The sequence below is a fragment of the Bacillus sp. B2-WWTP-C-10-Post-4 genome (assembly GCF_009183805.1).
GTDB classification, from domain to species: domain Bacteria; phylum Bacillota; class Bacilli; order Bacillales; family Bacillaceae_G; genus Bacillus_A; species Bacillus_A cereus.
Window position 1 is genome coordinate 43,909 of the sequence record NZ_WEII01000013.1, and the last position, 20,922, is coordinate 64,830.

Below are 20,922 nucleotides of genomic sequence, written 5' to 3' on the forward strand. Positions count from 1 at the left end.
GTAGTGAAGAAATTCTTTGTAGGATTTTTAGTTGTTCTTGGAGTATATTTATATTTCCAAGGAAAGTCTGAAGGAATGGATAAGCTAGTGAATGGAACAAGCTATGTTGATTCAGAAGAAGCAAAACAGATGAAACAAATCATTATAGAGGAAGCGAAGAAAGTAAATCTTCCGGAATGGATACCTCTTGCAATTGCCGAGCATGAAAGTCGATTAAATCCAAGAAGTGTTGGAGATAATGGAACTTCATTTGGATTGTTTCAACTACACCGCGGCGGCGGGCTTGCACCAGAACATTTAACTGATGATGAGCTGAAAGATCCACGTACAAATGCGCAAATTGCAATGCCGCATTTAATGAAAGGATATAAGCGTGGGGTGCAAAAAGGTTTGACTGATTTTGCATTACTGAAATATATAGCGAATACATCTGGATGGCCAGGGAATTTAGGGCCAGAGTGGACGGATAATAACATGAAGTATAACATCGGATTAGAAGATGTGTACTATCGAAATAAAGGTGTAATAAAGTGAAACTTTAATCAGTGGGGGAGTCTGTTCATCCCCCGCTGATTATTAGTCTTCACCAATCGGGCTTTTACGAGCAGTTAATCTTCCGCCTAACTTCTAGCGTTTTCCGGATTTTGAGGTGGAAGTTTTACTGCTCGTTAATGCGGGGTAAAAGAGTAGGTTTTCTATACCTACTCTGTTTTTTTATGAATAATTTCATCCTTTTCTTTCGTGAAATACTGCGTGAGTTGTATTTTCACCTCTTCTAGTTTTGTAGAAACTTGCGGTATTTTATATCCTACATACAATGGTGAAACGACAAATCTAGGTACAACTTTACAAATGATTTTTCCATTTAAGTAATAGAAGAATAAGTTATAACTACTGCATCCTTTATGGAAATCTATCAGTATGTAACGTACAGTTTGCTGAATGTAATTTGCCATTTCATCTATATATGAAATATTATCAATGATTATATTGAATTCAGTGAAGCCAATAATGGGATGCTCTGAAATATTAAGCTCAATGCGTTCATTTTTTTGAACAATTACTCCTTGGAAATTTTCTTCTTCAATATTTTCAAGATAATTTACATATTTCATTCCGATAATTTGCATGTGTGCATGATGCAAACTTCCACCTGAAAATGGACCGTGATTTTTGTATAAAATTACAGATGCAAATTCTTCGTTCTTCTGTAAGTGTAACCAATGTTGAATAGAAAATTGCATTAATTTTCGCATATGTTCTTCTGTATATGTTGCGATATGATCTTCGCAATTATCCGTTTCAATCAGCACCGTTTGAAATGTATCTTGTAATGTAGGAAATTTATTTTTTAACCAAATAATAGAACCATCAGTTGCTAAAATATCCGTTAAATGTTCTTTATCGCAAAATGGACATGCAGCGCTTCTATTCCGAATACTTTCTGGTTTTTGTTTACCGATATCGTTTAAAAAATATAGTTGTTGTGTATCCATTTGTATATATGCCCCTTTAAAATATGTGTAAAAATCCCGCTTAATACATTCGGGAAAAGGAGAAGGAAATCCTCTAAAGACAATATGGAAAAAATAAAAGACAAGATATCCTCATTACGATAGGGTACCTTGTCTTTTATTTTTTCTCTAATAGTGTGTATGGATAATATAGAACATTTTCATTATTTTTCTTTTTTCTATTTTTTATTGTGTATAAAGTGATTGCTGTGCTTGCAATTATAATAATGGCTTTCTTCATATTCATATACCCCTTTTTATTGTTGGTTTAATTCTTGGCTAACTGCTTTTGCATCGACTAAAGCGTGTAAAATCATTTTCACCATGTTCATCATATTTCTTCACTCCTTTTTATAGTTCATTTAGTTCTTTTACAACTGCTTGTCCGTTCACTAATACCTCAAAGATTGCTTTTACGATTTCTTTCATCATGTTTGTTTCCTCCTTGTGTTTGTCACTCTTGTTTTACATCTTTATTGTATAGGGAGGCATCTTTTCGTACTATCGCTTTCCATTACGTGAACATAACAGTTTTGTAAGATTTGATGTCACTTATTGAAATGTTTAGTCTATCTTCATTATTTTCAGAAAAATGACTATTCAAACATGAAATTGGAAAGTATAATAAAGAAGTAAGTATTAAATTCCGTACGAAAGGGGTGAATGAGATGAAACGTTCTTTAGCTGCGCGTGCCAAATTTTTAGATTTTATCTATTTTTGTCGTGCGATTTTTCATGATGTAGTTGTTAACGGGATACGTATGCCCTTTTTTAACAATTGCATAGTGACTATTGAACGATAGAAATCTCTTCACCCATTTTTAATAAACGTGTGAAAAGGGAGCTATTTGGCTTCCTTTTTCTATGCCGAAAACCATGGGGAATGTTTCTTTCTCATGGTTTTTTATATTGAAAGGAGTACGGAAAATGACTATTTGTAGTGTAAATAATGTAACGAAATCTTTTGGTGGAAACATCATATTTGAAAATATATCGCTTGAAATAAAGAATGGTGAACGTGTTGGATTAGTTGGTCGTAACGGTAGTGGGAAGACAACAATCTTTGGGCTTCTAACGGGAATGGAGAGTTTGGATGCAGGAGCCATTCATATGAAGAAAGGTACACGTATTGGTCATGTCGCACAAATTCCGAAGTTTGATGAGGCCATGACTGTATATGATGTATTGAGTTCCGCTTTTAAAGTAGAAAAGGAATTAGAAAAAGAAATGCATGCTCTAGAAAAAAATATGGCGGAGGAGCAGGAACAATCTGCTTTGCAAAAGCTAATGGAGAGGTACGGAGTAATTCAAGAAAAATTTGCATTTCTCGGTGGTTATGAAATAGAGGCAAATATAATGAAGGTAGCAAATGGCTTACAAGTCACAAACTTATTTCCAAGAGTATTTACGGAATTAAGTGGAGGAGAACAGACGAAAATAAGCCTTGCATATATGCTATTGCAGAAACCAGATTTACTTCTATTAGATGAACCAACAAATCATTTAGATTTGTTTGCAGTTGAATGGTTAGAGAAATTTTTAAAAGAATATACTGGAACAGTTATGGTTATTTCACACGATCGCTATTTCCTTGATGAAGTTGTAACGAAAATTTTGGATTTGGAAGATGGAGAGATTCACGTGTACCATACGAATTATTCTCAGTTCGTTGAGGAGAAGGAAGAAAGGTTACTTCAAGAGTTTCAAGCTTATCAAGAGCAGCAAAAGAAAATAAAGAAAATGAAAGAAGCAATTAAGCGCCTACGTGAATGGGCAAATCAAGCGAATCCTCCGAATGAAGGATTGCATAAAAGAGCGAGGAATATGGAACGTGCGTTAGAGCGTATAGAGAAATTAAAGAGGCCAATTTTAGAAAGAAAACAGATGGGTCTTCAGTTTGAAGGGCAAGAGAGAAGCGGAAAAGATGTTGTTGTAATGAAAGAAGTGAGTAAAGGTTTTGCTGGCCGATCTTTATTTGAACAAGCGAATTTACATGTTCGTTTTCAAGAGCGTGCTGCTATCGTTGGTCGTAATGGTACAGGGAAGACTACATTATTAAAACTACTATTAGAAGAAATAAATCCAGACGTTGGTGAAATTCGAATTGGTAGTAGTGTCAAAATTGGTTATTTATCACAACATGTATATGAAAATATGAAGAGTAATGTATTGGAAGCATTCAGAGAGAATGTGGCTGTAACAGAAGGAGAAGCAAGACATATATTAGCTAAGTTTTTGTTTTATGGTCCAGCAGTATTTAAGAAAGTAACGCAACTTAGTGGTGGAGAAAAAATGAGATTAAGACTTGCGCAACTTATGTATCAAGACATCAATTTTCTAATTTTAGATGAGCCGACAAACCATCTTGATATTGAATCAAGGGAAGTTTTAGAGGAAGCCCTTGAGCAATATAACGGGACGATTTTAGCTGTTTCACACGATCGATATTTTTTAAATAAGTTATTTGAAAAGACGTACTGGATTGATAGATGCAAATTATTTGAGTTTGCAGGAAACTATGCATGGGCTCGTCAAAAGTGGGAAGAAAAGCTTGAGGAGGAAGTAATAAAGCATAAGCACCATGGAAGAAAAAGTGTTGAAGCAATCTCTATAAAAAAGAAAGATTCTAGAAGTTTTGCGGAGATTGAAAACGAGTTAATGCATATAGAAGAAGATATATATGCATTAGAAAGTGAAATGGAATATGTAGCTGATGTTGAAAAACTTGAAAAATTATATGAGGAAAAAACGAAGAAAGAGTTGTTACGAGCAGATTTATATAATGAATTAGAGAATATGGTGGAGTAATGAGTAGAAAGCCACTTCCTTTCAGTTTTGCTGGAGGAAGTGGCTTTTTTCATAATGATATTTTGCTTTAAAGGTTAAATGAAGCGATGTGTTTCACGTGAAACAGTAACTTAGATAAATCCATTTTCCTCAATTTGCATAGTTTGTGAAACATATGAAAATGATAAGGTGAAAAATAAATGTCATTAGTGGTTTTTCGATAGGAGTAATTACAAAAACAAAGGCTAATTATTTCCCGAGAGATAAAGTGAGGGCTTTTACGGGCACCCCGACCCTGACCTAACTTCTTTTGCTTTCGCTGAATTTTGAGGTGGGGGTCTTACTGCACGGCAAATAGCGGGATAAATATGTGTAACAGAGACTAGTGAATGAAAACAAAAAGAGAGCAAAGTTACAGCTTTATGCGCTGAACTCTGCTCTCTTTTTGCGTGGCATCTTCTCTCGTTGAAATTATAATAGCAATCCCGAGCATGATAAAAAAAGCTAAAAAGAGGACGAACTTTGGGAAGAACGGGAATAGTAATAGCGCTCCGACTATCATAATTGTTAATAATACGTAGTGCAGGACGTATTGGAATAGGTTGTCCATATTTTCGCCCCCTTTTTGGTAATTGGTTATTAGTATTCTATGTTTCATGCTGAAGGAATAGAAGTAGATTTTTAAGTTTTAATACGAATTATAGCTGAGTTTTCTTAAAGTATAAATGTAGAGTAATAATTTTGGGAAAATTCTAAAAATATTTATTTAGAAAGAATTGACAAAACATAATGAACGATATAAGCTAATAACCATAAAGTCTACCGGAAAGGTCGGAATAAGATTGTTACCCCTCAAAAACATCTATTTTTTTCTGATTAAAACCGACTTTTCCGATTGGCTATAAATGTGCTGTGGGAGGCATACATAAGCTAATAAGTTCAAAGGGTATAACTATTAAACAGTTAGGGTGGGGACAATGAAGAAAAAGACAAAAAAATGGGCTGGTGTATTTTCAGTATTACTGAGTAGTTCGCTTGTGTTATCTGCTTGTGGGGGACAGGAGGATACGGCTTCTACAGAACCAGTAAAAAAGCAGGATTTAAAAGACTCTAAGATTGAATCAATTCCAGCTACAGATAAAAAGAAAAGTCCAGAGAAAGCAAATCAACGAAAAGATACTTTCATTACAGCCATTTCTAAGCCAGGGGGAGTTTTCCTTCCGTATTTCCAAGATAATGGTTGGGATGGAAATGTAACGTCGGTTATTTTTGCTTCATTAGTAACAACAGACAAACAAAGTAAACCTATTCCGGATCTTGCGGAAAAATGGGATATTTCTGCTGACCAGTTAACATATACATTCCATTTACGTAAAAATTTAAAATTTAGTGATGGGTCGCCTCTAACAGCGGATGACGTAGCATTTACATTAACACTACTTCATGATAAAGCGTATGAAGGTGGATTGGATATTGCTCAGTATGCTGTTAAAGGTGGGAAAGAATATAAAGAAGGAAAAGCAACTTCTATTGAAGGAATCCAAGTTGTTGATCCACAGACAATTAAAATTACAACTGAAAAAGTTAATTCACAGGCGCTAACGAATTTAGGTGGCCCAGTGCTATCAAAAGCTTATTATGGAAAAGATTATAAACAAAATACAAGTTTAGACTATTTAAAAGCATTATATGGGCAACCAATTGCAGCGGGTCCATATAAATTTGAAAAATATGTTCCAGGTCAAGAAGTCCGCTTTGTTGCTAACGAAAATTATTATGCAGGTAAACCAAAAATTAAAAACTTTATTTACAAAATCACATCAGGTGATACTGGATTCCAATTATTCCAAACAGGTGAACTGGACTATAGTGGGTTTAGAGCGAACCCTGAAAATATAGACCAATTAAAAGGATTAGAGTTTGCAAATATTAATCTTGAATCATCAAGTGATATTGCTTATATCTATGTAAATAATAAGAAGTCGTATTTGAAAGATAAAAAGGTACGCCAAGCACTTACTTATGGATTAGACCGTAAGAAGTATGTGGATACAGCTTTACAAGGCTATGGCTCTGTCGCTAACGTACCAATTGCTCCAGTTTCATGGGCATATACAGAAGAAGGTATTAATAAATATCCGCATGACGTAGAAAAGGCTAAAAAATTATTGGATGAGGCTGGTTGGAAAGTAGGTTCTGACGGGGTTCGTGAAAAAGATGGTCAAAAATTAAAATTAACATACTACGCATCAAATACAGGTAAAACAAATGATATCTTTATTCCGATTGCAAAAGAAAGTTACAAAGAAATTGGTGTTGAATTAAATCCAGAGTTGATGGACTTTAATACGATGCTTTCAAAAGTAGGAAAAGGTGACTACGATTTAGCGGCAGTTTCAACACCAGGAATTAGTGATCCAAGTGAAGTTGTAAGTGAGTACTTATCAACTAATCCAAAAAGTGATACGGGTTATAATAATCCGAAAGTAGATGATTTGATTGTAAAAGGTATAGGAACGACAGATATTGAAAAACGTAAAGCGATTTATAAAGAGCTGTATAAAGAGTTAAGTGATGATCCACCAGTTATTTTATTAAACTATCGTAAACTACTTTATGCTCATAATGCACGTATAAAAGGAATTGATCCAGAAAAGTACGATAGCATCAGTTCCAACTTACCAGTGTTATCTATTGAACAATAAGGGTTGACCTAAATAATAGAAGACGTTTTTTCACACAGCAATGGAATGGTAGCTGTTTTGAAAAAATGTTCTTCTATTTTTAAGTAAATAGGATTGGGGAGACAAAAGGTGAAAACATATATCATTCGTAGGTTTCTACAAATGATTCCTACATTGTTTGGTACGTCTATTATTATCTTTTTCTTATTTGCACTCTTACCGGGTGATTATATCGATTCAAATCCAAAATTAACACCAGAGAGAGCTCAAGAATTAAGAGAGTTGTACGGTTTAAATAAACCGATTATTGAAAGGTATTTTCATTGGTTAGTGAATGCTTTGCATGGTGATTTTGGATTTTCTTTACAGTATCAAGAACCGGTAACTTCATTACTTAATAAATTCATTTGGAATACATTTATTGTTGCTGCTGCAGCTTTATTTTTCACTTGGATTATTGCTCTTATTATTGGGGTTATTTCTGCAACAAAGCAGCACTCTTGGTTTGATAGATTGGTAACAATCGGTGTCTTTGCAGCAATGTCATTTCCATCATTTTTTATCGGACTATTTTTAATTAAATTATTAGCAGTTGATTTAAAGTCATTACCTATTGGTGGCATGATTGATATTGGGAGTAACTCAACAGGGATAGCATACATATTAGAAGTATTACGTCATATGATTCTACCTGTATTTATTTTAACGCTTCTTGGTGTAGGATCGTTAACACGCTATTTTAGAACTGGCATGTTGGATGTTATTAGGCAAGATTATATTCGTACTGCTCGTGCAAAAGGTTTAAAAGAAAGGACCGTTATTTATAAACATGCATTGAAAAATGCAATTTTGCCAGCAATTACATTACTTGCTTTTGAATTACCGGGTTTATTTTCAGGAGCTATTATTATTGAACAGATTTTTAATTGGCCAGGGATTGGGAGTATTCAATTAGAAGCATTAAACTTCCGTGACTATACGGTATTAATGGCCTTTACAATGTTTCTTTCTTGTTTAACAATTATGGCTAATTTCTTAGCTGATATTGTATATGCGTTTGTTGATCCAAGAATTCGATTGAAGTAAGGGGGGAAAGATATGGAGACTATTACACCCATAATAGAGAAAAAGAAAGAACGGAAAAAAAGAAATGAATCATCACCATGGCGCCAAGCGTATAAAAAAATCAAGAAAAATAAGATGGCACTGTGTGGCTTATACGTTTTAATATTTATGTTTTTATTTAGTTTTATCGGTCCAATCTTTTCACCGTATGCTGATGGGAAAGTACAAGTAACACAAATTAATAAACCACCCAGCCTGTCACATTGGCTTGGGACAGACCAGTTGGGACGGGATATTTTAACTAGACTTATGCAAGCAGGGCGTATTTCATTAACAATCGGTTTAGCGTCGATGCTACTATCCGTTATACTAGGAGCTCTATTAGGAGCAATTGCTGGTTTTTATCGAGGAGTTGTAGATCATTTAATTATGCGTGTTGCAGATGTGTTAATGTCCATTCCAGGATTACCACTACTTATTATAATGGGAGCAATTTTATCAGAATGGAAATTACCATCGGAGTACCGTTTATATGTTGTAATGATTATTTTAAGTTTAGTAGGATGGCCAGGACTTGCCCGTCTTGTGAGAGGACAAATTTTAACATTGCGGGAGCAAGCCTTTATGCAAGCGGCAGATGTATTAGGATTAAAAGATTCTCGAAAAATCATTCATCATCTAATTCCTAACGTTTTTCCGTTACTTATTGTTGTAGCAACTTTGGGTGTGGCTGGATCTATTTTAAGTGAGTCCGCACTAAGTTACTTAGGCCTCGGAGTCGTTCCACCTACACCATCATGGGGGAACATGATTAGCGCAGCTAACTCATTAATCGATTTCCAAAAGCGTCCATGGTTATGGATTCCGCCCGGTTTTGCAATCTTTATAACAGTTGTATCAATTAATTTACTTGGTGATGCACTTCGTGATGCGTTAGATCCAAAGATGAGACGGTAGGTGAGAAGATATGAGTAAAGCGGTAGTAGAGCTGAAAGACTTACAAACACATTTTCAAACTGACGAGGGGACAGTAAAGGCTGTGAACCATGTTAGCTTTGCGGTTCGAGAAGGGGAAACAGTTTGTGTAGTAGGAGAATCAGGTTGCGGAAAGAGTGTAACAGCTTTATCTATTATGGGGCTTATTGCTGAATCTGGTAGTGTAGTGGGTGGAGACATTTTATATGAAGGAAAAAGTCTCTTAGGAATGAAAGAGAAAGAACTTCGTAGTTTACGAGGCAATGATATTGCAATGATTTTCCAAGAACCGATGACATCGCTAAACCCCGTCTTCACTGTAGGGGAGCAAATTGTAGAAACGTTAAGAGAGCATGAATTACTTAGTAAAAATGAAGCATATAAGAAGGCAATTGAGTTAATTCGTAAAGTTGGCATAGCCCGCGCTGATGAAATCGTCCATTCTTATCCGCATGAACTGAGCGGTGGGATGTTACAACGTATTATGATTGCTGTTGCGCTTAGTTGTAATCCTAAGTTATTAATTGCAGATGAACCAACAACAGCTCTTGATGTTACCATTCAGGCTCAAATATTGGATCTACTAAGACAAGTGAAAGAAGAATTTAAAACGTCGATTTTATTAATTACACATGACTTAGGTGTCGTAGCGGAAATGGCTGATTATGTTGTCGTTATGTATGGCGGGAAAGTTATTGAAGAAGCCCCAGTACTAGAGATATTCCAAAATCCAAAACATCCTTATACGAAAGGATTATTGAAATCAAAACCAGTAATGGGAAAACGAATAGATAAACTATATTCTATTCCAGGGCAAGTTCCGAATTTAGTTGGTTTAGGTGAATTTTGTTACTTTAGTGGGCGTTGTGAGCATTGTATGGAAATATGTGAAAAAGAAGCCCCAAATCTAAATGTAAATGATGAAAATCATAAAGTAGCTTGCTGGTTATATGAGGAGCGTGCGGAACAATGAGTGAACCATTATTAGAGGTGAAAAACCTAAAGGCATATTTTCCAATTAAGGGTGGCGTATTTAGTAGAACAATTGGGCATGTAAAAGCAGTTGATGGAGTAAGTTTTACTATTAATAAAGGTGAAGTGTTTGGTCTCGTTGGTGAATCAGGGAGCGGGAAAACAACAATAGGAAAAACAATTTTACGCCTCGTTCAAAAAACGGAGGGAGAAGTGAAGTTTAAAGGAAAAGATGTTCATTCTTTATCCAAGGATGAATTAAGAAAACATCGCCCTAATATGCAGCTCGTTTTCCAAGATCCATTTAGCTCATTAAATCCGAGAATGAGAATTGGAGAAGCGCTTGGAGAGCCAATGTTGGCCCACGGATTAGCAACGAAAGAAAATGTGCGTGAAAAGGTAATTGAAGTATTGGAGTTATGTGGATTAGCTCCTTATCATATTGACCGGTATCCCCATGAGTTTTCTGGTGGACAACGTCAGCGTATCGTAATCGCAAGAGCTATGGTATTAAATCCAGAATTCATTGTAGCTGATGAACCTGTAGCGGCACTAGATGTATCTATCCAAGCACAAATTATTAATTTATTTAGTGAGTTACAGGAGAAAAAGGGATTATCTTATTTATTCATTTCGCATGATTTAAGTGTAGTAGAACACTTATGTACGAAAATCGGAATTATGTATTTAGGTACGATTGTGGAGACAGCACCGCGTGATAAGTTATTTACCAATCCGCTACATCCTTATACGAAAGCATTGTTATCAGCTGTTCCAATACCAGATCCAACAGTGAAGCGAGAACGAATTATACTAGAAGGGGATATTCCAAGTCCAGCAAATCCACCTTCGGGCTGTCGTTTTCATACACGTTGCCCATTTGCAACGGATGTTTGTAAAAAAACAGTACCAGAATTCCGTAATGTTGGTGTAGAGCATTTTGTTGCTTGTCATCACGTATAAAAAAGGACTCTTTCAAATTGAAAGAGTCCTTTTTTTATTTACTAGATGAAGTTTGTTTCAATACAAATTGCTCGATTGCGTGAGCAACACCATGTTCATTGTTTGTTAGTGTTACAACATCACATAGCTTTTTTACATCTTCTTCAGCGTTGCCCATTGCAACAGATAAGCCTGCTACTTCTAACATTGGTACATCATTAAAATTATCACCAATAGCAACTGTATCTTCAATAGGGATATTAAAATGAGCTGCCATCTGCTGTATCCCGTTTCCTTTATGTCCATTCTTATCCATAATTTCTAAGTTAGTAGGAGCCGATGCTGTAACCATAATATCAGCATCTTCTTGTAATATACTTAATAGCTGTGCGCGATGCGCTGCATTAAACGTTAAAATGAAGAATTTAGATATTTCTAGTTCTTGGTTATTTACAACATCTTCTATTTTTTTGAAATCAGTAATTAGGTTCGATTTCTTTTGCTTTTCTGTAATTCGTTCAAGTTCCTCTAATGTAACATCAAGCGCATGCTTATTTTCTTCGAATGCTTGCATCACTTGATCTTGCCATGTATATGGAGAATAAACTCCTTTATTTGTATATAGCTTATATGGGAAACCTTCAGATTCTAGTAATTTTGCAAGTTTGTACACTTTGTCGTTTTGTATACAACGCGAGTTAATTACTTTTCCATCCACATAAACAATAGCCCCATTGCTTGCTCCGACTGGAAGAGATAATTTATATTCTTCCAATAGCTTTAAAGCATCCTCTTTCGCACGACCAGAACAGATCATTACAATATGACCGGCTTCTTGTGCAGTTTGGATTGCTTGTAGGTTTTCTTTGGAGATTTCAAGATTAGATGATAGTAGTGTACCATCCATATCTAATGCGATTAATTTCAAAATGACCACCTCTTTGTTTTTATTATACATAGTTATATAGAGGAAACATATAAACTTATCTTGGAAAGACGGTATTTTATCTCATATTAAAAGTAAGTAAAGATTAGATAGGTTTAGTGGCACTAAATAAACAATTTGTAACAAAAATAGAGAGGAATATGACTACATTTCACTTTATGACTGTAATGTTACACGAGTGTTACAAACGTGAACTTAGTGAAAAACGCATTAAATAAAGGTTTTTGAGGGTTGTTATAAAAAAACGTAAAAAAAGTGTAATAAATTTTACGTAATTATATTGCAACGTAATAATAGTTATGTTACATTAATGTTACAAACGTTACGTTATCAAATTTAATGTAACGTTAACATAAAAACTATGAAATAAACATTTCTTAAAAATTACATATAGATAACTTATAAAAAGGGAGGATAAATGATATGAAAGAGCAAGTATTACAAGTAACAAAAGGTGACTTCGTAGGATCAGCAAGTGGAGCGGTAGTATTAACAGCATTAATCGTATTTTTATCAAGCGTATTAGTATAATAGAAGTTTTGTAATAAAAGAAAAAGAGAGGAGAATGAAAGATATGAAAGAGCAAGTATTACAAGTAACAAAAGGTGACTTCGTAGGATCAGCAAGTGGAGCGGTAGTATTAACAGCGTTAATCGTATTTCTATCAAGCGTATTAGTATAATAGAAGCTTTGTAACAAAAGAAAAAAAGGAGGATAAATGATATGAAAGAGCAAGTATTACAAGTAACAAAAGGTGACTTCGTAGGATCAGCAAGTGGAGCGGTAGTATTAACAGCATTAATCGTATTTTTATCAAGTGTATTAGTATAATAGAAGTTTTAAATTAAACAAAAAAGGAAGGAGAATGAGGGATATGAACAGTGAACAAGTGTTTCAAGTAACAAAAACAGATTTATTAGGATCCTTAGGTGGAGCGGTAATATTAACATCATTTATTCTATTCCTTGCGAATGTATTAGTATGAGATATATAAATACAATCATTCAAAAAAAATAAAGACTCTAACGTATTAGTAAGTAGTTAATATGTTGGAGTCTTTTTTATATTCTTCTTATATACCCTCAAGTATTAAAGTTACCTCATTATCCAGCATTCAATGCTAATTAAACGCTGCGGTTGAAACTTGATTCAACGAATAATCAAAAATCTACTGAATAAAATCCCGCTTTATTTCAAAGAGAAAAAAGTCGAATTTTATATGTAAGAAAAAAAGAGGAATTTGACAGAAAAGATAGAAAATTTTAAAGGTCAGAATTTGTTAGCTTGCTAACTAATTTCTATTAATTAATGTTGGAAGCGTTTTCGGTTGGTTTTAAGTATGGACCATTTAATCTATTTACAGGGGGATGAAGATATTATGAAACAAAAATCTATGGATACGCTAGCTGCACAAATGGAGGACTTTTTTCCAGTACGTGATGTAGATCATTTGGAATTTTACGTAGGGAATGCAAAGCAATCGAGTTATTATCTTGCGAGAGCGTTCGGATTCAAAATTGTGGCTTACTCTGGATTAGAAACTGGAAACCGTGAAAAGGTATCTTATGTTCTTGTGCAAAAAAATATGCGTTTCGTTGTGTCTGGAGCTTTAAGTAGTGAAAATCGTATTGCAGAGTTTGTAAAGACTCATGGTGATGGCGTGAAGGATGTGGCACTACTTGTTGATGATGTTGATAAAGCATACTCAGAAGCAGTGAAACGTGGTGCCGTCGCAATTGCTCCACCACAGGAATTAACAGATGAGGACGGTACATTGAAAAAAGCAGTTATTGGTACGTATGGTGATACAATTCATACGCTTGTAGAGCGTAAAAATTATAAAGGGGCATTTATGCCAGGATTCCAAAAGGTAGAATTTAATATTCCATTTGAGGAGTCTGGTTTAATTGCTGTTGATCATGTAGTTGGTAATGTTGAAAAAATGGAAGAGTGGGTTAGTTATTACGAGAATGTTATGGGCTTTAAACAAATGATTCATTTTGATGATGACGATATTAGTACAGAGTATTCGGCGTTAATGTCAAAAGTTATGACGAATGGAAGTCGTATTAAGTTTCCTATTAACGAACCAGCAGACGGAAAGAGAAAGTCACAAATTCAAGAGTATCTAGAATTCTATAATGGAGCTGGTGTACAACATCTTGCTTTATTAACAAGTGATATTGTTAAAACAGTTGAAGCGCTTCGTGCAAATGGGGTGGAGTTTTTAGATACACCTGATACTTATTACGATGAGCTAACTGCACGAGTTGGAAAAATCGATGAAGAAATTGATAAGTTAAAAGAATTAAAGATCTTAGTAGATCGTGATGATGAAGGTTACTTACTACAAATCTTTACGAAACCAATTGTAGATCGTCCGACTTTATTTATTGAAATCATTCAACGTAAAGGTTCTCGAGGATTTGGTGAAGGAAACTTTAAAGCGTTATTCGAATCAATTGAAAGAGAACAAGAGCGTCGCGGAAACTTATAAGATTTGTATCCACCAGCAAAAGTCCCTTTGCTGGTGGAAATTTCATTTTTATAAGGAGGAATCAGGATGAAATTTGTTACATTTCGTCTTCCTTCAAAAGAACTACGGGCTGGATGGCTTGAAGGTGACAAAGTAATAGATATGAATCTTGCTAGTGAAGGGGAAATCCCTTCTTCTATGATGGATTTTTTAGAGAAAGCGGATGAGTATGTAGAAGTAGTGCGGAATATTAAGAATCCAAATAAGGGTATATATGCTTTAGAAGAAGTACAATTGACAGCTGCTCTTCCTAATCCGAGTAGTATTCGAGATTTTTACGCATTTGAACAACATGTAAAAACAGCTCGTGGACGAAGAGGATTAGATGTTGTGCCTGAATGGTATGATATTCCGGTTTTTTATTTTACTAATCATCGTGCTGTAATTGGTTCCGGTGATTTTGTAATTGGTCCGAAAAAGTCTAAAAAGCTTGATTATGAGTTGGAGATTGCTTGCGTAATAGGAAGAGAAGGGCGAAATATTTCTCGAGAGCAAGCAGAGGAATATATTTTGGGTTATTGTATTATGAACGACTGGAGTGCGAGAGACTTACAAGCAACAGAAATGAAAGTAGGTCTCGGTCCAGCGAAGGGAAAAGACTTTGCAACTTCATTAGGAGCACATCTCGTTACGAAAGAGGAATTAGACGTTTATCGTAATGGTGATCGATATAATTTAGAAATGACTGCTCATGTAAATGGAAAACTATTATCAAAAGGAAACTTCCAAGATATTTACTATACATTTGCTGAAATGATTGAACGTGCTTCAGAGGACGTTACGTTATATCCAGGAGATGTGATTGGTTCTGGGACAGTAGGAACAGGATGTATTTTAGAACTGGGCACAGAAGAGTGGCTACAAGATGGAGATGTTGTAGAACTGTCGATTACTGGTTTAGGTACACTACGTAATACGATAAAAAAAGAAAAGGAAGCGGGTGATGGGCATGTTTTATCGTCACATGGGAGAACTACCTCATAAACGACATGTACAATTTCGTAAAAAAGATGGGTCGCTTTATCGTGAACAGGTAATGGGAACAAAAGGTTTTTCTGGTACGCAGTCTATTTTGTATCATCATTATATGCCAACAGAAGTAGGTCATTCTGCATTATCGCATTCTTGTCAGTTGCAGTATGAAGAGGATGTTGCTCTTTCTCATCGCCACTTTCGAACGAAAGAAAGTAAAAAAAGTGGTGATGCAATAAGTGGACGGAATTTCATACTTGGAAATGAAGATTTGTTAATTGGAGTAGTGAGTCCAACAGAAAAAATGGATTATTTCTATCGTAATGGTGATGGCGATGAAATGTTATTTGTTCATTATGGAACAGGGAAAATTGAAACGATGTTTGGAACGATTCACTATAGAAAAGGCGACTATGTAACGATTCCAATTGGAACGATTTATCGTGTTATTCCAGATGAAGGAGAGACTAAGTTTCTTGTTGTAGAGGCAAATAGCCAAATTACAACGCCGCGTCGTTATCGAAATGAATACGGACAATTGTTAGAGCATAGTCCGTTTTGTGAAAGAGATCTTCGTGGTCCAGAAAAATTAGAGACATATGATGAAAAAGGCGAGTTTGTCGTAATGACAAAATCAAGAGGCTATATGCATAAACATGTTTTAGGACACCACCCGTTAGATGTTGTTGGATGGGATGGCTATTTATATCCGTGGGTATTTAATGTAGAGGATTTTGAACCAATTACAGGGCGCATTCATCAGCCACCGCCAGTACATCAAACATTTGAAGGACATAATTTTGTTATTTGCTCTTTCGTACCACGTTTATACGATTATCATCCAGAGTCAATTCCAGCACCATATTATCATAGTAATGTTAATAGTGATGAAGTTCTTTACTATGTAGAAGGAAACTTTATGAGTCGCAAAGGTGTGGAAGAAGGTTCTATTACACTTCATCCGAGCGGGATTCCCCATGGACCGCATCCGGGGAAAACAGAGGCAAGTATAGGGAAGAAAGAGACGCTTGAATTAGCTGTTATGATAGACACATTCCGTCCGCTTCGTATTGTAAAACAAGCACATGAAACAGAAGATGAAAAGTATATGTATAGCTGGATTGAACAAGGTTCATATACTGTGAAATAAGTAAAAAAGGCATGCTCTCAATAAGGGGGCATGCCTTTTTCACGGAATCGACATGTATAATAATACCAAAAAAATAATGGAAAGATATATAGAAAGAATAATAAGGATCGTGCATATTCAGAAGAATTTCTACTTGTTTCGACAAAAGTATTGACTAGGAAAAGCGTAATGAGTAAAATAAAAAAGCGAATTAAAAATTTTCAGAAAATTTAAAACTTGGAGGAGTGAAAGATGAAGCAAATTTTTCAAAAGAAGCCAATTGCAAAGTTAATGCATGAAAGTAAGCAAAAAACGTTAGCAAGAACATTGGGTGCGCTAGATTTAACTATGCTTGGAATCGGAGCAATTGTTGGAACTGGTATTTTTGTTCTAACGGGTGTTGTGGCAGCGAAACATTCTGGGCCAGCTATTATATTATCATTTGCGATTGCCGCGTTAGCTTGTGCCTTTGCTGCATTTTGTTATGCTGAATTTGCTTCTTCAGTTCCTGTCTCGGGCAGTGTGTATACGTATACATACGCGACGATGGGGGAAGTGTTCGCATTTTTAATTGGCTGGGACTTAATGCTTGAATATTTACTTGCTACATCTGCTGTAGCAAACGGTTGGTCTGCATATTTTCAATCTTTATTAAAGGGGTTTGGAATTCACATTCCGACTATTCTCTCCTCGGCTCCTGGTACAGGAAAGGGTGGAATAATTGATCTACCTGCAGTTCTAATTATTTTAGTGATGACAGTTCTTTTATCTAGGGGTGTTCGTGAAAGTGCACGAGTAAATAACATTATGGTATTTATTAAAATAGCAGTTGTTCTTATTTTTATCTTTGCTGGTTTTAATTATGTGAAACCTGAAAACTGGACGCCCTTTATGCCATTTGGTTTAGATGGTGTAATGGCTGGAGCGGCTACAGTATTCTTCGCATTTATAGGATTTGATGCAGTTTCAACAGCGGCAGAAGAAGTGAAACGTCCGCAACGTGATTTACCAATTGGTATTATTGCATCGTTATTAATTTGTACAGTTCTTTATATCGTTGTTTCGCTTATTTTGACAGGGATTGTTCCATACGGCCAGCTAAATATATCAGATCCAGTTGCTTTTGCACTTCAATTTATTGGACAAGATGGTTTAGCGGGGGTAATTTCAGTAGGAGCAATTACAGGAATTACAACAGTAATGCTAGTTATGATGTATGGGCAAGTTCGTGTTTCTTATGCGATGAGCCGAGATGGTTTACTGCCGAAGCGTCTTGCTAAAGTTCATCCGAAATTTAAAACGCCATTTTTAAATACATGGACAACGGGGATTATTGCGGCACTGATTTCAGGATTAATAGATTTAAATGTTTTAGCACATCTTGTAAATATGGGGACATTGTCAGCATTTGCACTTGTAGCTGTTGCGGTAATCGTAATGAGAAGAACTCATCCAGACTTACCAAGGGCATTTAAGGCTCCGCTTGTACCATTTTTACCAGCATTAACAGTGATTTTCTGTTTATACTTAATGCTTCAATTATCAGGGACAGCGTGGATTAGTTTTGGGATATGGATGGTTATTGGTATAGCGGTTTACTTCTTATATAGCCGAAAACATAGTGCTTTAAATAATAGTAAAAAAGAAGAAGATGTTGCAAATTTATAAGCGAAAAAATCCATTCTAATTCTGTTAGAATGGATTTTTTATTTGAAAATTTACATTTTTCTGAACTTGTTATAAGATAATTGTTGGCTAACTAAAGGGGTGGAATGATGAAAAATACGTGGCGTGAGTTAAGGGAGATGGACCGTAACGTATGGATTCGATTTATTGGAGAGACGTTAAATGGAATTGCAATGATGATGTTAATGCCTTTTTTTGCATTATATTTAAAAGATAAGGTAGATTCGTTGTTGGAAGTTGGGGTTATTATGGCGCTTTCTCCAATTGCTGCAAGCTTTGGATCACTTATAGGAGGGAGAATTGCTGACATATATGGAAGAAAGCCTATTATGATATTTTCTATGGCAAGTAATGCATTATTAATGCTCGGTTTTCTATTTATAGAAGGATTTATTCCGTATGCAATTTTATCTATTTTTTTAGGGTTGAGTAATTCTTTATTTCATCCAGCTGCATCAGCTATGGTCGCGGATGTAACGGCACCAGAAAAAAGAACAGAGGCATATGGTTTATTACGAATGGGACACAATATAGGTGCTGCGATTGGTCCGATAATGGGAGCATCAGTAGTTGTGTTGTCAAAGAACCTTGTGTTTATTATTGCCTCTTCTACAATGCTATTTTATGCGTTACTTGTATTACTTCTTATTCAAGAGACGATGCCAAAGAGGATAGATAAGGAAGAACATAAAGAAAAGGAATCTGGGGCAGTTTGGAAAATTTTAATGCGAGATAAGGCATTAATGATTTACTTATTAGCAGGTATTATCATTTCGATGGGGTTTTCTCAAACGGAAGGCATGCTGCCACTACATTTTGATAATGAAATGAAGCGTATTTTTGGAACGAATAATCCATATCCATATTTAATGGCGTTAAACGGACTATTAGTTGTTTTATTCCAGTTTCAAATTTCAAAATGGGCTACGGATAAACCAGTTGGGAAGACGATGTTATATGGTGCATGTTTATTCGGGATTGGATTATTTTTTATAGGGTGGTTACCGAAGTGGTTTGGAGAATTTAATACAAATGCTACAATTATTTTAATAACACTACTGTTCGTTTATGCTATATATACGTTAGGTGAAATGATTATGTCGCCTGTACAGATGACATTTGTAGCAAATTTGGCCCCTGAGCATTTGAGAGGGACTTATATGGGAGCTGCAAGTTTGCAGTGGATTACAGGAAGCGCATTTGGCCCACTTTTGGGAGGTTTTTTATTAGATCGGTTACTTGGTCACTTTCTATTTACAATTTTAGCTGTAGGATGTGTAGTTGCAGGTATTGTATATGTTTCTTTAGATCGCCTTGTTGAGCAAAGGCAAAAAGACACACTAACCAAACAATCTTCTTAGTGAATAGGTGACATACACAAAAAAGGGGATTTCTACATATTTTAGGTACATAACTAGATTAGATTGCCATTTTATTTTGTGTACCTATATAGAAAATGAAATGAAAAAACCAATAAGTGATGTTATTTAATTATTTATGGAAGTTACATTTTATTTCAAATAGGAACTACCTATTTTTATAAAAAGTGCTAAAATAGAAAAATGAAAACAATTGGTTAGGGTGATTTCATTGACGAAAATTAAATTAGGTTTATTATATGGTGGAAAATCAGCTGAGCATCAAGTTTCGCTACAGACGGCTCTTGCTGCTATTAAAGCGTTAAATCAAGATAAATTCGAGATTCATCCAATTTATATTACAGAACAAGGTCAATGGGTACGCGGTGAGCGTATTGAAGGCGAAGTAACAGATGTTGAAGCTTTAAAAATGAGCGGTGCAGAAAATGCGATTTCTCCGTTATCATTAAGTACAGAAATTATCCCATCTGCAGCTTCTGAGGAGAACGCTATTGACGTTATTTTCCCATTACTACATGGACCAAACGGTGAAGATGGAACGGTTCAAGGACTATTAGAATTAATGAATATCCCTTATGTAGGAAATGGTGTTCTAGCATCATCTGCTGGTATGGATAAAGTTGTTATGAAAAACATCTTTGCAGAGGCTGGTTTAAAACAAGCAAAATATGCATCCTTCATTCGTAGTGCATGGGAGAAAAATCGTGAGGAAGCTTATTCTAAAGTAGAAGATAAGTTAGGATATCCTTGCTTCGTAAAACCAGCGAACCTTGGTTCAAGTGTTGGTATTAATAAGTGTAAAAATCGTGAAGAACTTGAGGATGCATTTGTAGAGGCATTCCAATTTGATCGCAAAATTATTGTAGAAGAAAATATTGTAGGTCGTGAAGTAGAAGTTGGGGTACTAGGTAATGATGAGCCGAAATGTTCAGTTGTAGGTGAAATCGTTCCGAAAAAGGACTTCTATGATTATAAGTCGAAATATATCGATGGTGATACGGCGCTAATTATTCCAGCTGAAATGACAGAAGAAGAATCTAATGTAATTAAGCGTGATGCGATTATTGCATTCCAATCATTAGACGGTGCAGGTTTAACGCGAGCTGATTTCTTCTTAACGAAAGATGGAGAAGTGTATATTAACGAAGTAAACACAATGCCAGGATTTACACCGTTCAGTATGTTCCCTCTATTATGGCAACATACTGGGTTACCGTATCCAGAATTAATCGAAGAGCTAATTCGTTTAGCGATTGAACGTCACGAAGAAAAACAAAAAATTAAATATACAATCTAACAAAAAAGGAGGAAGCACTATTCGTAGGAATAGTGCTT

At 35.3% G+C, this 20,922-nt stretch carries 22 protein-coding genes; 18 read left to right on the top strand and 4 right to left on the bottom strand.

The features are described 5' to 3' along the window. Positions 1–3: 3 nt before the first annotated feature. Positions 4–534, top strand: a complete 531-nt coding sequence (locus GBN78_RS08815) for a transglycosylase SLT domain-containing protein (protein WP_000713248.1) — start codon at positions 4–6, stop codon at positions 532–534. Between the two features lie 167 nt (positions 535–701). On the opposite strand, the gene GBN78_RS08820 is transcribed toward GBN78_RS08815, so the two are convergent. Together GBN78_RS08820 and GBN78_RS08825 are read right to left on the bottom strand one after the other, a co-directional pair. Continuing rightward, a complete protein-coding gene (locus GBN78_RS08820; protein ID WP_016119007.1) occupies positions 702–1,496 on the bottom strand; it encodes a DUF4931 domain-containing protein in 795 nt (264 codons plus the stop codon). A 136-nt stretch (positions 1,497–1,632) separates the two neighbouring features. After that, entirely contained in the window at positions 1,633–1,761 is a 129-nt protein-coding gene (locus tag GBN78_RS08825) for a hypothetical protein (RefSeq protein WP_001998915.1), read from the bottom strand. A 421-nt stretch (positions 1,762–2,182) separates the two neighbouring features. Here GBN78_RS08825 and GBN78_RS30610 point away from each other — a divergent pair, with 421 nt between their 5' ends. Together GBN78_RS30610 and abc-f are read left to right on the top strand one after the other, a co-directional pair. Continuing rightward, positions 2,183–2,317, top strand: coding sequence for an RAxF-45 family protein (locus tag GBN78_RS30610; protein ID WP_000830643.1), 135 nt, complete (start codon positions 2,183–2,185; stop codon positions 2,315–2,317). 124 nt (positions 2,318–2,441) lie between these two features. Next, positions 2,442–4,322, top strand: a complete 1,881-nt coding sequence (abc-f, locus tag GBN78_RS08830; RefSeq protein ID WP_070183504.1) for a ribosomal protection-like ABC-F family protein — start codon at positions 2,442–2,444, stop codon at positions 4,320–4,322. A 391-nt stretch (positions 4,323–4,713) separates the two neighbouring features. Here abc-f and GBN78_RS08840 read toward each other — a convergent pair whose 3' ends face one another. Further along, positions 4,714–4,911 (bottom strand): hypothetical protein, encoded by a 198-nt coding sequence (locus GBN78_RS08840; protein WP_000369253.1) that lies wholly within the window; start codon positions 4,909–4,911, stop codon positions 4,714–4,716. Positions 4,912–5,278: 367 nt separating this feature from the next. Between GBN78_RS08840 and GBN78_RS08845 the strand changes: the two genes are divergently transcribed. From GBN78_RS08845 to GBN78_RS08865, 5 genes are all read left to right on the top strand, one after another. Beyond that, a complete protein-coding gene (locus GBN78_RS08845) occupies positions 5,279–7,006 on the top strand; it encodes an ABC transporter substrate-binding protein (RefSeq protein WP_000730674.1) in 1,728 nt (575 codons plus the stop codon). Between the two features lie 108 nt (positions 7,007–7,114). Continuing rightward, the gene (locus tag GBN78_RS08850) at positions 7,115–8,071 is read left to right on the top strand and encodes an ABC transporter permease (RefSeq protein ID WP_152127278.1); all 957 of its coding nucleotides are present in this window, start codon (positions 7,115–7,117) and stop codon (positions 8,069–8,071) included. A gap of 12 nt (positions 8,072–8,083) precedes the next feature. After that, on the top strand, positions 8,084–9,007 hold the full coding sequence (opp4C, locus tag GBN78_RS08855; protein WP_000447957.1) for an oligopeptide ABC transporter permease: 924 nt from the start codon (positions 8,084–8,086) through the stop codon (positions 9,005–9,007). Positions 9,008–9,017: 10 nt separating this feature from the next. Next, complete coding sequence (locus GBN78_RS08860) at positions 9,018–9,998, top strand: ABC transporter ATP-binding protein (protein ID WP_000030767.1); 981 nt, start codon at positions 9,018–9,020, stop codon at positions 9,996–9,998. Then, a complete protein-coding gene (locus GBN78_RS08865) occupies positions 9,995–10,960 on the top strand; it encodes an ABC transporter ATP-binding protein (protein WP_152127280.1) in 966 nt (321 codons plus the stop codon). Before GBN78_RS08860 ends, GBN78_RS08865 begins: the two co-directional genes overlap by 4 nt. A 34-nt stretch (positions 10,961–10,994) precedes the next feature. Here GBN78_RS08865 and GBN78_RS08870 read toward each other — a convergent pair whose 3' ends face one another. After that, positions 10,995–11,867 (bottom strand): Cof-type HAD-IIB family hydrolase, encoded by an 873-nt coding sequence (locus GBN78_RS08870; protein ID WP_000766421.1) that lies wholly within the window; start codon positions 11,865–11,867, stop codon positions 10,995–10,997. 441 nt (positions 11,868–12,308) lie between these two features. Between GBN78_RS08870 and GBN78_RS08875 the strand changes: the two genes are divergently transcribed. The 10 genes from GBN78_RS08875 to GBN78_RS08920 all read left to right on the top strand — a co-directional run bounded on the left by GBN78_RS08875 (position 12,309) and on the right by GBN78_RS08920 (position 20,884). Then, positions 12,309–12,416 (top strand): DUF3948 family protein, encoded by a 108-nt coding sequence (locus GBN78_RS08875; RefSeq protein WP_000664237.1) that lies wholly within the window; start codon positions 12,309–12,311, stop codon positions 12,414–12,416. A 34-nt stretch (positions 12,417–12,450) separates the two neighbouring features. After that, a complete protein-coding gene (locus tag GBN78_RS08880) occupies positions 12,451–12,567 on the top strand; it encodes a DUF3948 family protein (RefSeq protein WP_000654250.1) in 117 nt (38 codons plus the stop codon). Positions 12,568–12,608: 41 nt separating this feature from the next. Then, a complete protein-coding gene (locus GBN78_RS08885; protein WP_000664237.1) occupies positions 12,609–12,716 on the top strand; it encodes a DUF3948 family protein in 108 nt (35 codons plus the stop codon). A 43-nt stretch (positions 12,717–12,759) separates the two neighbouring features. After that, positions 12,760–12,870 (top strand): DUF3948 family protein, encoded by a 111-nt coding sequence (locus tag GBN78_RS08890; protein WP_001083690.1) that lies wholly within the window; start codon positions 12,760–12,762, stop codon positions 12,868–12,870. 393 nt (positions 12,871–13,263) lie between these two features. After that, positions 13,264–14,382: a 4-hydroxyphenylpyruvate dioxygenase gene (hppD, locus tag GBN78_RS08895; protein WP_000810922.1), complete on the top strand. Its 1,119-nt coding sequence runs from the start codon at positions 13,264–13,266 to the stop codon at positions 14,380–14,382. A gap of 66 nt (positions 14,383–14,448) precedes the next feature. Further along, positions 14,449–15,405, top strand: coding sequence for a fumarylacetoacetate hydrolase family protein (locus GBN78_RS08900; protein ID WP_152127282.1), 957 nt, complete (start codon positions 14,449–14,451; stop codon positions 15,403–15,405). Beyond that, positions 15,371–16,543: a homogentisate 1,2-dioxygenase gene (locus GBN78_RS08905; protein WP_013141710.1), complete on the top strand. Its 1,173-nt coding sequence runs from the start codon at positions 15,371–15,373 to the stop codon at positions 16,541–16,543. The genes GBN78_RS08900 and GBN78_RS08905 overlap by 35 nt, the downstream gene beginning before the upstream one ends. A 231-nt stretch (positions 16,544–16,774) precedes the next feature. After that, a complete protein-coding gene (gene bcaP / locus GBN78_RS08910) occupies positions 16,775–18,190 on the top strand; it encodes a branched-chain amino acid transporter BcaP (protein WP_000809349.1) in 1,416 nt (471 codons plus the stop codon). Positions 18,191–18,297: 107 nt separating this feature from the next. After that, the gene (locus GBN78_RS08915; RefSeq protein ID WP_000799714.1) at positions 18,298–19,569 is read left to right on the top strand and encodes an MDR family MFS transporter; all 1,272 of its coding nucleotides are present in this window, start codon (positions 18,298–18,300) and stop codon (positions 19,567–19,569) included. 229 nt (positions 19,570–19,798) lie between these two features. Then, a complete protein-coding gene (locus GBN78_RS08920; RefSeq protein ID WP_000161427.1) occupies positions 19,799–20,884 on the top strand; it encodes a D-alanine--D-alanine ligase in 1,086 nt (361 codons plus the stop codon). The last annotated feature ends 38 nt before the right edge of the window (positions 20,885–20,922 follow it).

Coding starts and splice junctions, on each gene's coding strand:
- hppD (WP_000810922.1), top strand. CDS start 13,264: ATGAAACAAAAATCTATGGATACGCTAGCTGCACAAATGGAGGACTTT.
- GBN78_RS08875 (WP_000664237.1), top strand. CDS start 12,309: ATGAAAGAGCAAGTATTACAAGTAACAAAAGGTGACTTCGTAGGATCA.
- GBN78_RS08880 (WP_000654250.1), top strand. CDS start 12,451: ATGAAAGATATGAAAGAGCAAGTATTACAAGTAACAAAAGGTGACTTC.
- GBN78_RS08885 (WP_000664237.1), top strand. CDS start 12,609: ATGAAAGAGCAAGTATTACAAGTAACAAAAGGTGACTTCGTAGGATCA.
- GBN78_RS08905 (WP_013141710.1), top strand. CDS start 15,371: ATGTTTTATCGTCACATGGGAGAACTACCTCATAAACGACATGTACAA.
- GBN78_RS30610 (WP_000830643.1), top strand. CDS start 2,183: ATGAAACGTTCTTTAGCTGCGCGTGCCAAATTTTTAGATTTTATCTAT.
- GBN78_RS08915 (WP_000799714.1), top strand. CDS start 18,298: ATGAAAAATACGTGGCGTGAGTTAAGGGAGATGGACCGTAACGTATGG.
- GBN78_RS08840 (WP_000369253.1), bottom strand. CDS start 4,911: ATGGACAACCTATTCCAATACGTCCTGCACTACGTATTATTAACAATT.
- GBN78_RS08820 (WP_016119007.1), bottom strand. CDS start 1,496: ATGGATACACAACAACTATATTTTTTAAACGATATCGGTAAACAAAAA.
- opp4C (WP_000447957.1), top strand. CDS start 8,084: ATGGAGACTATTACACCCATAATAGAGAAAAAGAAAGAACGGAAAAAA.
- bcaP (WP_000809349.1), top strand. CDS start 16,775: ATGAAGCAAATTTTTCAAAAGAAGCCAATTGCAAAGTTAATGCATGAA.
- GBN78_RS08845 (WP_000730674.1), top strand. CDS start 5,279: ATGAAGAAAAAGACAAAAAAATGGGCTGGTGTATTTTCAGTATTACTG.
- GBN78_RS08860 (WP_000030767.1), top strand. CDS start 9,018: ATGAGTAAAGCGGTAGTAGAGCTGAAAGACTTACAAACACATTTTCAA.
- GBN78_RS08890 (WP_001083690.1), top strand. CDS start 12,760: ATGAACAGTGAACAAGTGTTTCAAGTAACAAAAACAGATTTATTAGGA.
- GBN78_RS08865 (WP_152127280.1), top strand. CDS start 9,995: ATGAGTGAACCATTATTAGAGGTGAAAAACCTAAAGGCATATTTTCCA.
- abc-f (WP_070183504.1), top strand. CDS start 2,442: ATGACTATTTGTAGTGTAAATAATGTAACGAAATCTTTTGGTGGAAAC.
- GBN78_RS08900 (WP_152127282.1), top strand. CDS start 14,449: ATGAAATTTGTTACATTTCGTCTTCCTTCAAAAGAACTACGGGCTGGA.
- GBN78_RS08825 (WP_001998915.1), bottom strand. CDS start 1,761: ATGAATATGAAGAAAGCCATTATTATAATTGCAAGCACAGCAATCACT.